The organism is Chitinivibrionia bacterium (genome assembly GCA_009779925.1).
In the GTDB taxonomy this organism is placed as follows: domain Bacteria; phylum Fibrobacterota; class Chitinivibrionia; order Chitinivibrionales; family Chitinivibrionaceae; genus WRFX01.
In genome coordinates this window covers 24,115-33,344 of the sequence record WRAZ01000024.1, presented here as the reverse complement: position 1 = coordinate 33,344, position 9,230 = coordinate 24,115, and the positions used below count along the sequence as shown (strand labels likewise).

Genomic DNA, 9,230 nt, shown 5'->3' with positions numbered 1-9,230 from the left:
GTTTTCCGCTTCGTAAACAAGGCTTAATTCTAAAAGTTCACTCTCGTTTTGTCTTATTGTATCTAATAAATTTCTGTCGTATCTGTTCAAATCCTGCATATATCTTATGCGATTTACTATATCTGTCGGTGAATTTGCACCCAAAATGATTGACAAAATCGTCGGCTCGCCCATTTTATACATTTGCACAAGTCTTCTTGTCATAATTTCTCTGCGACTGTCGAGTGCAGATTGCGTAAGCGACAGAGCCGCAGACGTCTGTTCTCTCTGAACGCTTAAAGAGTCTATTTGGTTTTGCACGATTTCTATCAGATTAAGGCTTGTTTCTATTGCTTTTTCCATCTCGTTGAGGCGTAATAGTTGCTCGTCTTCTGTTTTTGCAAGCTCCGTAATCCTTCTCTCGCTTCTCGAAATTAAAGTTTGCAGGGAATCCGCGCGGTTTCGATGGTTTTGAATTTGTGTTTCCAAATCGGATACACTGCGCGCAAAAACAAGCGTTTGTGCAAGAACGAGGATGAATATAGTTGCGAATATTTTCAAAATAGACCCCCGTTTGGGAATGTGAAAAATACACCCTTCAGGATTCGAACCTGAGACCTACTGCTTAGAAGGCAGTTGCTCTATCCAGCTGAGCTAAGGGTGCAAAATAGTGGTCGGAGAGGCAGGATTTGAACCCGCGACCTTCTGGTCCCAAACCAGACGCGATACCAAGCTACGCTACTCTCCGTAAAATTTCAGATGGGAAAATACTATATTCCCGCGGCAAAAATCAAGGGTAAATTAAACTCTTGTGCGTAAAAGTCCTCTTTGCGATTTATTTAAGAATTCAAGCATTCTCTTTCTGATGTCATCATCACTCATCTGCGCGACTATTTTCGCCTTTGCATCTTCGAGTGTTAAGCCGCTTCTGAAGAGGAGTTTATACATTTTCTTTATTGCGCTTACGTCTTCATTCGTAAAACCGTTGCGCTCTAAACCTACCTTGTTGTGTCCTGCGATAAAAGTGCTTCCGTCCGCGATTGCCACAAGCGAATACGGGACAATGTCCATATTTACATACGCGTAAGCGCCAATAAACGAATAATCGCCGATTACCGTGAACTGGTGTATTCCGACGTTTCCGCCGCAAATTACGTTTCGTCCGACTGTTGTGTGTCCTGCCATTGCCAAGCCGTTCGAGGAAACAAAGAAGTCGCCGACTTCGCAGTCGTGGGCAATGTGGCAATAGGCAAGAAGTGCGCAATCGCTTCCGATTTTTGTAATTCCGTTGTTAGCCGAAGTTCCCTTGTTCAGAGTGCAAAACTCACGAATTATTGTTCTGTCGCCGATTTCCAAGGTTGCGGCTTCGTCGCGGTATTTTAAATCTTGCGCAACCGTGCCGACGCTCGCTCCGTTAAAAATTCGGCAATCTTTTCCGATTTTAGTATTGCTTCCGATAAACGCGTAGGAGCCGATAATTGCTCCGTCCGCGATTTGGACGTTGTCTTCAATAACCGCAAATGGGGCGATTTGGACGCCTGTACCGAGTTCTAGATTTTTTCCGATAACCGCTTTTTCACTTATTTGCACGCTCATAATTTTCTCTCTTCTTACGCAGTTTTAAGCATTTACCATACAAGTTAATTCCGCTTCGCAGGTTATTTTTCCGTTAACCTTCGCCTTTGCTTCGCAAACAAAAATGTTGCGCCTTTTCTTGACAAGATTTACTTCCAAAACGAGTTTATCGCCCGGGCGCACGGGATTTCTGAATTTGCATTCGTTTATTCCCATATAAAGCATATTTTTCTTATTGTTCTCGTTTTCTTCCTTGCCTAAATCTTCATATAAAACCATAATTCCGCCTGCTTGCGCCAACGCTTCTAATTGCAAAACGCCCGGCATAATCGGGTTTCCGGGAAAATGTCCTTGAAAGAAATGGTCGTTGAAAGAGACGTTTTTGTATGCCGAAATTTTTTCTCCGGGAATGATTTTTTCAACGCCGTCAACAAGCAAAAACGGGTAGCGGTGAGGAAGCATTTTCATAATGTCGGCGTATGAGATATTGTGCTGTTCTTCTTTCTTCTTTTTCAGATATTCGCGCACTCTTTTTGCGAATGTTTGGTTTGCCGCGTGTCCACTGCGAGCCGCCATAACGTGTCCTCTTATCGGCTTTCCGAGCAGATACAAGTCGCCTACCAAATCAACCGCCTTGTGTCTGCAAAGTTCGTTCGGAAAACGCAGTTCGCGATTGTTCACAAAGCCGTTCGTTCCGGGGAAAATCTCTTTTGAATTTGGAAATTTTGCTTTCAATTCCTCCGCCATTTTTTCGTCAAACGGAATATCCTGCACAACCATTGCGCTGTCTAAGGTGCCGCCTTTAATAAGCCCTCGTTTTGCCAATTCTTCAATTTCCGATAAAAAGCAGAACGTTCTGGCAGGCGCAAAATCTTTTTCAAAATTATTAAAATTAAACATTGTTGTGTGTTGCGCGCCGATTATCGGAGAATTGTAGTCCACCATAAGCGTTATGTAGTAGTCTTCCGCTGGGAAAACCGCCAAAGCTGTGCTGTTTTCGTTGTAAAGCCACATCGGCTCGTCAAATTCTATAAATTCCTGCTCCGCGTCTTGTTTCAGCACTCCCGCCTCCGTTATCAGGTCAATGAACGGTCTTGCTGAGCCGTCGATTAACGGAACTTCTTCTGCGTCTATTTCAATTCGGCAGTTTGAAATATTTGTTGCCGCCAATGCCGCCATTAAGTGTTCTATCGTGAAAATTTTTACGTCGCCGATGCCGATTGCTGTGCTGAGCGCATCCCCGACAACATAGTCTATATCTGCGGGAATTTCGGTTTTTTGCGGCGTGTCTATTCGCACGAATGTTATTCCGCTGTCAATTTTCGCAGGGTGAAGTGTAATTGTTCCTTTAACTCCGGTGTGAAGTCCAACTCCCGAAATGGAAGCGCTTTTTGCTATAGTTCTTTGTTTCATTGTAGGTTTATCCTCCGTTATATTTATTTACAGATAAAATAATAAATTTCCGACCTCAAAATCGGCAACGAATGCTTTTTTGTGTTTTTTTACAGCAAAACGTGGAGAACGAGAACTTATCAGCAAAATAGAATGTGAAGAGAAAAATGAAAATGCTGCCTTGGGGAAGACAGCATTTTCTTTATAAAAACGTATTAAAGATAATCTGCTTCACAAATTGGGGAAGTTCAGCAGAAACACACAAGGGAGGTGCATCTTTCGTTTTTCATTATATGCTATCGGCAGGTTTTTTGAAATACTTTATACTTATTTTGAAAAAAATTATTTTTATTTCAAATAAGTCGTAAAAATCTTATTTTTTTATTAAGATTTCGGTTTCACCGCGAATTTGCTCTAACATCGGATACTCTTTTGCCCAAAATTCGTAAATTTGCAACGCGGCGTCTTCTCTTTCGCATTCAAGCGCGCAGTCAAACATATTCAAATAAACGTCCTGATTGAGTGGATTGTATTTGAGCGACTCAAAAAACAGTCCGAACGCCTCTTCGTATTCTTTTGCGTTAAACTGTATAATTCCGAGCCCGTTATACGCTTCCGCGCAAGGTCTGACTTCATCAATGTGATTAACAAACGCTGTAATCGCATCGACAAATTCGCCGTTTTTAATGGCGCGTTCACCCTCTTCGATGAGCGGATGCCAATATCCCAGCAAATATGCGCGTACGCTTTGGTAAATATCATTGTCGGGCGAGGTTATCGCTGTGTGAATTATTGTGATGTTTTCGTTGTCGTGATTATCATTCGCCGCCTTTTCAAAAATGGGAGCGACTTCTTCGATTTTTTTGAGTTTCAACGCCGCGTCAAGGAGATTGTTTAAATAATCTTCGTTGGTGTTGTCTAATCTTACGGCTTCTCTGAATAGTCCGAAAGCGTCCGCCCAACGTTCCTGTTGCCACGAAATAAAGCCCAAATTGTTGTATGGAGCGGCAAGAGTTGGGTCTTCGTCAATCAACTCAATAAGTGTAAGCATAGCGTCATTGTAATTGTCGTTCTGTATGTTATTTTCGGCTTCTTCCAATTTTTTGGCTTGAAAATCAGTCATCACAACTCCTTTTTATCCATGTCTTTTACGCGCAAAAATACTTTTTGGCAATTAAACAATGCGGTATTTTGTGCGTTTTTTAGTGTTTTTTACTATATATCGGCAATAAAGAGGCGAGGCTTGAGTGCTTTTTTTAAGTTCTGCAGAAATCGAGCAGGGATAAGTTTGCGGAATAGAATTTTCAGACTTTGTCTTTTTGATAAGTTTTAGGAGTGAAATCCGTAAATTATATCGCGCATAAATTATTTTACCGCCTACGACAAATGCCGAAAATGTAGTTTTCTACTTTTTCGTAATTTTTATTATACCTCAACGCGAACTTCCCTCATAAGGTTGTTCTGCTGCGTTGAGGCTTCTATTTAAATAATGGAACATTTTTCGGTGTTTGTCGTGAAACAATTGATTATGGGCAGAACAGCCTTTGCTGTGTTTCTGTCTGAACTTAAAAAAATTGCTGAAAAACGGCAGAAAGGTTGCGGTATTATGGGCGTATTCGCTAAAACAGTGTTGATGTTGATGGTATTTTATGTAAGTGTGTGGGCGCAGAATGTTGACTGGGATAGTCAAGAAGCGAAAGAGTGGCAAGAAAGAGTCAGTATTACTAATTATACAAGAGTTGTACTAAAAATGCCTAACAGAAATATAATATTAGAAAGAGGAAGAAAACTTCCGCGATTACCGATTGATTATGTAGTGGCAGGTCGTGCAGTCGAGGTTTTTCGCGTTAATAAGAGCCTAGCCAGAATTAACATAGGCGGAGTACATATATTTATGGTTTATACAAAGAGAAACGGAGAAATTCTCAGCTTTTTCTGCTTGGACAACACAATAGAAGCAGGTTTTGGATATTGGGACGTTCTTTAATCGATATTGAGAGAAGCGCCGCTGTGGAAAAATAGACAGACAATCCGAAAAAATTATCTGTCTATTTGATAGCGTTCGCTTTTATTAAAAATTCCAAGCGAAACGTGCGCCTCACCCACTCGTCAAATGCCACCCCGCGCCATACGGACAAGGGTACTCTTTGAGCGAAACCTTATTTACTGACATTTGATGTCTCGCCACTTCGGCGGCTTCTTGGGCAGAGGAATATAACCTCTTTGCCTCGCCGTTTTTTCCTATGCAGAAGGAACATTGCTTTTCGTCGTCGGGGACGTATGAGTAGAAATTTCGTATTTTCAAATGTTTTCCTCTTTTCATAAATAATAGCGCTTTTTGCGGATTAAAATAATATTTGCTCTCGGAAACTGCGATTAAAATGCGATTTAACTTATCTCTCCCTAATATATTTATGAAAATTGGAAGTCTGACTTCCAATTTTCATAAATCGAGAGAAACACCGCTTTGGGAGAGGTTTTTCGCCAACTCCTCAAAATTTCTCGCCAATGCCATAATAAAACTTTCTGCTTTAAAATCATTGCAAATTTCGTCCAAATAAGTTGTGTTTCTTCGCAAAAACTCCCTTACCTCTTCACAATCCCCCTCAAAATAATCGCAAATTCTTCGATAATCCGCAGTTATCGGAATAGTTCCGTGCTGTAAAATTCCTTGCGGCGTATAAACCTGCGAGCTTGCCACAAGTTTTTTGCCACCAACGCTGATTTCGCCGAAGGTTTGTGTTTCGGCACAAAAATCGCTGTGCAAATTGCGCTTGTCCTCTGTTTTGCAATCTACTTTAATACCAAAATCTATCAATGTTTTTACTATCGGTTTTGAAATCGATGAAATTGCGGATTTTAAATTTTCGCCTGTCTGTTTCACAAAAATCTGCGGTATCGAAATCGAATAGCATATATCGTTTGAGTGCAAAACCGCTCTGCCGCCTGTTATGCGTTCTACAATTTTTACGCCGTCTTTTTTGCATTTTTCTCGGTCGATTTTTAGGTGTTTTTGCAGTTTGCCTGTCGATATTACATCGCCGTTCCAAGAATATATTAGTAAAATTATTTCGTCGGACAATTTTGCGCGTTCAAATAGTTCGCTCTCAAGCGGCATTTGGTTTTGCGGGTCTATTTGACTTAAAAAAATCGTTTTCATACACTTAATTTCCGATAATTACTGAATTGATATGTGGAAAAATAGTATTTTTACGCGAACATTTTGGGGAAAGCGCGTAAATGAACGATAAAAAGCAAAAACTCATAGTAATTATCCCTGCCGCAATTTTGGCGGCGGCGCTTTTGTCCGTCGTGATTTTGCTGATTGTCAGAGCCGCAATCGGGGGAGGGCAGAGCGAGTTTTCGACCTCGGCGGCGTTTATTCAGAGACGGGACTTTTTGTTTGAGGAAAAATTACGCATAACCGCTCGCTCCTTTGGGATAAACGACGATAATTTTACCACCGACATCGACTTGGAAGAATTACAGACCGTTATAACAATTCGCTTCCCGCGCGCGAAACTTATAGAAGAATTTGTTATGCAGATATTTGCCGTCGTCGAAAATACGGAATATCGAATAGTGGAATCTATGCACGTTCGCAGAGGACGAGTAGCGGGGCGGCGGGAATTTGTCCGAATGGTTTTTGAAAACAAACGGCGACCGAGCGAAAAAATTATATGTGAAATAGTAATAACCAACGAAGTTGCGGCGCCAAGCGCGCGCGCGGCGTTTTTGATAAGGGGACTTGATAGGTTATCGCCCGAAAAAAGTCTTGCGCTTTTGGAACTCGGTCAGCCGTTGAGTTTTGTTTTAACGCCTTGGCAGGTGAATTCTTCCGTTATTCATTCGGTTTCTCCCGACGGTGAAGAGGAAGAAAGACGTCGCAGAGAAGTGAGAGATACCGTTCCCGAAATTTTTAGCCAGTTGCTCTTGCCCGTCTTAATTGAAATTCCCATCGAGGATAACCAGACGCATTTTGAGCAGAGACGATACACAATCAGGCAGGCAGACAATCGTCGCCGGATAAACGAAAGAATGAATATGCTTACAAGGATGTATCCGAACGCGGTCGGTTTTTTTGCGCAAACGGGAAATCTTGTGCTTAATTCCCGAACTACCGCGCAAAATTTTCTGAATACCATAAGAAGGCGCAACATAATGTTTGTGGACGCTCGCCGCACTGCCCGAACTTCGACGGCAAGAGAAGTTGCGCGCGAAATTAACGCTCCTTACGATACCATAACTTTTTGGTTGCCCGCGGACGGTGCAAGAGGGCTTAGCGTTGCCGAATGGGAAAGGCAGATAAACTCAGTTGCCGAGAGGGTTGCGCAAAACAGAAATTCCACAATTTTTGTTGCGGCGGACGACAATTTTGTACAGGCATTTATTAACGTTTTGCCCAATATTGCAAGACGGGGAATAAGATTAGTACCGATAACACACTTATAAAAAAGGAGAAAAATATATGGCAAAACTCAGCGTAAATATCGACCACATAGCCACGCTTCGTCAGGCAAGAGGCGGAATCGAGCCAAGCCCGGTTCACGGAGCGGCGTTGGCGGAAATTGCAGGGGCTTCGGGAATTACGGCGCACCTTCGGGAAGACAGGCGCCACATTAACGACAACGACATTTATTTGATAAGGCAGATTTCGACGACATCTTTTAACTTGGAAATGGCGGCAACGCAGGAAATGGTGGCGATTGCCGTGGATGTTCGTCCGAATATTGCAACGCTTGTTCCCGAAAAACGCGCGGAAAAAACCACGGAAGGCGGGCTTCCTGTTCGTGGACACGAGAAAGAGCTTGTGGATAAAATCGCAAAATTAATGGAAAATAACATCGGTGTATCGCTTTTTATAGACCCCGATTTCGACCAGATTAAAGCGGCGCTGAAAATTGGTGCGAGCCATATAGAATTGCACACTGGCAATTACGCAAACGCAAGAGGCAAGGAGCAAATGCACGAACTCGAACGCCTTAAGGACGCGGCGGCTTATGCGCACAAATTGGGACTTATCGTGAACGCAGGGCACGGACTGAATTACCATAACACGGCGGCAGTTGCGGCGATTGACTGCATTGCAGAGTTAAATATCGGTCATTCTATAATTTCGCGCGCAGTTTTTGTAGGCTTGGATGCCGCTGTAAAAGATATGATGAGGATAATAGAAACGGGCAGTTCCGTATGAAAACGCTTTAATTTTGTTTTCCCCCTTGACAGCCACTGCGAAAAAAACGTATATTGCGGTAGTTTTTTGGGCGCATAACTCAGTCGGTTAGAGTAGCGGACTCATAATCCGTTAGTCCAAGGTTCGAGCCCTTGTGCGCCCACTTCTTAATTTAAGGCAATATGAACATAAAATAGCAGGGAGGTTTAGATGTCCTTTGAAAATAAACTTTTGGAAATAGAAACTTTAGATATAAAAATCGCCCAACTTGAAAATTCTAAACTTGAGTATCCTCTGAAACTTGCAGAATTAAAAGAAGTAATAGGTCAAAAAGAAAAGTCGCGAGACTTGACAAAAAGCAATTTGGAAAAGTTGGAAAAGGATATTTCGTCGGCAAATATCGACCTTGAAACTCACAACAATGAACTTGCTCGAAGCCACGAGCGTTTGACTTCCGTAAAAAACAATAAGGAATTCGACGCCGTGCAAAAAGAAATAAGAACTCGCAAGACAGTTGTGGCGGAAACAAAGCAAAGCATTGCGAAGCTTAAAGAAAAATTGCCCCAGTTGCAAGAAGAATTTAAGGCGGCGCAAGAAGAAGTTGACGGAGTGATTGCGCAAAATTCTCCGCAAATTGAAGAATTGACGAGCAAAATTGCCTCGATTGACGACGATATTGCGGCGACCACAAGCGAAAAAAATGCGCTTTGTCCGAAAGTGGATGAAGATTTGCTAAAGATGTATGATGCTGTTTTGCTTGGGCGTAAAAGAAGCGGAAAAGTGCTTGCGCACATATCTGCGGACAGTAAGAAGTGTTCGTATTGCGGACAGGTTATAAGCCCGAACCTTTTGAAAAAAATCTTTTCAAGCGCCGTTTTGGTTGCGTGCGAAAATTGTGGATCGTTGTTTGTTTTGACCGAAAACGCTCAAAATCAGAAAACCTCTTGACAGAGGCGTGTGAAAAATAATATTTTACGACGGTTTTTTATGTGCAGGCGTAGCTCAATGGATAGAGCATCTGACTACGGATCAGAAGGTTGAGGGTTCGACCCCTTCCGCCTGTACCATTTAAAATGTTATTTGTGTAGTGTTAACGCTTATTGAAAAAAGG

10 protein-coding genes and 4 tRNA genes are annotated in these 9,230 nt (G+C 42.2%); 6 read left to right on the top strand and 8 right to left on the bottom strand.

Annotated features, from left to right (window positions below; all coding sequences use genetic code 11):
- From FWE23_07675 to FWE23_07650, 6 genes are all read right to left on the bottom strand, one after another.
- A partial coding sequence (locus FWE23_07675) for a hypothetical protein (protein MCL2845310.1) occupies nucleotides 1–540 on the bottom strand: 540 nt, incomplete at its 3' end.
- Nucleotides 541–569: 29 nt separating this feature from the next.
- Nucleotides 570–643, bottom strand: a tRNA-Arg gene (locus FWE23_07670).
- Between the two features lie 7 nt (nucleotides 644–650).
- Nucleotides 651–727 (bottom strand) — tRNA-Pro (locus tag FWE23_07665).
- A 53-nt stretch (nucleotides 728–780) separates the two neighbouring features.
- Entirely contained in the window at nucleotides 781–1,575 is a 795-nt protein-coding gene (gene lpxA / locus FWE23_07660) for an acyl-ACP--UDP-N-acetylglucosamine O-acyltransferase (GenBank protein ID MCL2845309.1), read from the bottom strand.
- 24 nt (nucleotides 1,576–1,599) lie between these two features.
- On the bottom strand, nucleotides 1,600–2,967 hold the full coding sequence (locus FWE23_07655) for a bifunctional UDP-3-O-[3-hydroxymyristoyl] N-acetylglucosamine deacetylase/3-hydroxyacyl-ACP dehydratase (protein MCL2845308.1): 1,368 nt from the start codon (nucleotides 2,965–2,967) through the stop codon (nucleotides 1,600–1,602).
- A gap of 352 nt (nucleotides 2,968–3,319) precedes the next feature.
- Nucleotides 3,320–4,069, bottom strand: coding sequence for a tetratricopeptide repeat protein (locus FWE23_07650; GenBank protein MCL2845307.1), 750 nt, complete (start codon nucleotides 4,067–4,069; stop codon nucleotides 3,320–3,322).
- A 390-nt stretch (nucleotides 4,070–4,459) separates the two neighbouring features.
- On the opposite strand from FWE23_07650, the gene FWE23_07645 reads away from it, so the two are divergent.
- Nucleotides 4,460–4,933 carry a hypothetical protein gene (locus FWE23_07645; protein MCL2845306.1) on the top strand — a complete coding sequence of 158 codons (474 nt, stop codon included), beginning with the start codon at nucleotides 4,460–4,462 and terminating at the stop codon, nucleotides 4,931–4,933.
- A gap of 111 nt (nucleotides 4,934–5,044) precedes the next feature.
- On the opposite strand, the gene FWE23_07640 is transcribed toward FWE23_07645, so the two are convergent.
- Both FWE23_07640 and FWE23_07635 read right to left on the bottom strand, forming a co-directional pair.
- Nucleotides 5,045–5,269, bottom strand: a complete 225-nt coding sequence (locus FWE23_07640) for a hypothetical protein (GenBank protein MCL2845305.1) — start codon at nucleotides 5,267–5,269, stop codon at nucleotides 5,045–5,047.
- 120 nt (nucleotides 5,270–5,389) lie between these two features.
- Nucleotides 5,390–6,106, bottom strand: a complete 717-nt coding sequence (locus tag FWE23_07635; GenBank protein ID MCL2845304.1) for a hypothetical protein — start codon at nucleotides 6,104–6,106, stop codon at nucleotides 5,390–5,392.
- Nucleotides 6,107–6,186: 80 nt separating this feature from the next.
- On the opposite strand from FWE23_07635, the gene FWE23_07630 reads away from it, so the two are divergent.
- From FWE23_07630 to FWE23_07610, 5 genes are all read left to right on the top strand, one after another.
- Nucleotides 6,187–7,398: a divergent polysaccharide deacetylase family protein gene (locus tag FWE23_07630; GenBank protein MCL2845303.1), complete on the top strand. Its 1,212-nt coding sequence runs from the start codon at nucleotides 6,187–6,189 to the stop codon at nucleotides 7,396–7,398.
- Nucleotides 7,399–7,414: 16 nt separating this feature from the next.
- Complete coding sequence (locus FWE23_07625) at nucleotides 7,415–8,140, top strand: pyridoxine 5'-phosphate synthase (protein MCL2845302.1); 726 nt, start codon at nucleotides 7,415–7,417, stop codon at nucleotides 8,138–8,140.
- A 68-nt stretch (nucleotides 8,141–8,208) separates the two neighbouring features.
- Nucleotides 8,209–8,282 (top strand) — tRNA-Ile (locus FWE23_07620).
- Nucleotides 8,283–8,329: 47 nt separating this feature from the next.
- Nucleotides 8,330–9,067, top strand: a complete 738-nt coding sequence (locus FWE23_07615) for a hypothetical protein (protein ID MCL2845301.1) — start codon at nucleotides 8,330–8,332, stop codon at nucleotides 9,065–9,067.
- Between the two features lie 43 nt (nucleotides 9,068–9,110).
- Nucleotides 9,111–9,186: transfer RNA gene (locus FWE23_07610), tRNA-Arg, on the top strand.
- The last annotated feature ends 44 nt before the right edge of the window (nucleotides 9,187–9,230 follow it).

Coding starts and splice junctions, on each gene's coding strand:
- lpxA (MCL2845309.1), bottom strand. CDS start 1,575: ATGAGCGTGCAAATAAGTGAAAAAGCGGTTATCGGAAAAAATCTAGAA.
- FWE23_07655 (MCL2845308.1), bottom strand. CDS start 2,967: ATGAAACAAAGAACTATAGCAAAAAGCGCTTCCATTTCGGGAGTTGGA.
- FWE23_07650 (MCL2845307.1), bottom strand. CDS start 4,069: ATGACTGATTTTCAAGCCAAAAAATTGGAAGAAGCCGAAAATAACATA.
- FWE23_07640 (MCL2845305.1), bottom strand. CDS start 5,269: ATGAAAAGAGGAAAACATTTGAAAATACGAAATTTCTACTCATACGTC.
- FWE23_07635 (MCL2845304.1), bottom strand. CDS start 6,106: ATGAAAACGATTTTTTTAAGTCAAATAGACCCGCAAAACCAAATGCCG.
- FWE23_07630 (MCL2845303.1), top strand. CDS start 6,187: ATGAACGATAAAAAGCAAAAACTCATAGTAATTATCCCTGCCGCAATT.
- FWE23_07625 (MCL2845302.1), top strand. CDS start 7,415: ATGGCAAAACTCAGCGTAAATATCGACCACATAGCCACGCTTCGTCAG.
- FWE23_07615 (MCL2845301.1), top strand. CDS start 8,330: ATGTCCTTTGAAAATAAACTTTTGGAAATAGAAACTTTAGATATAAAA.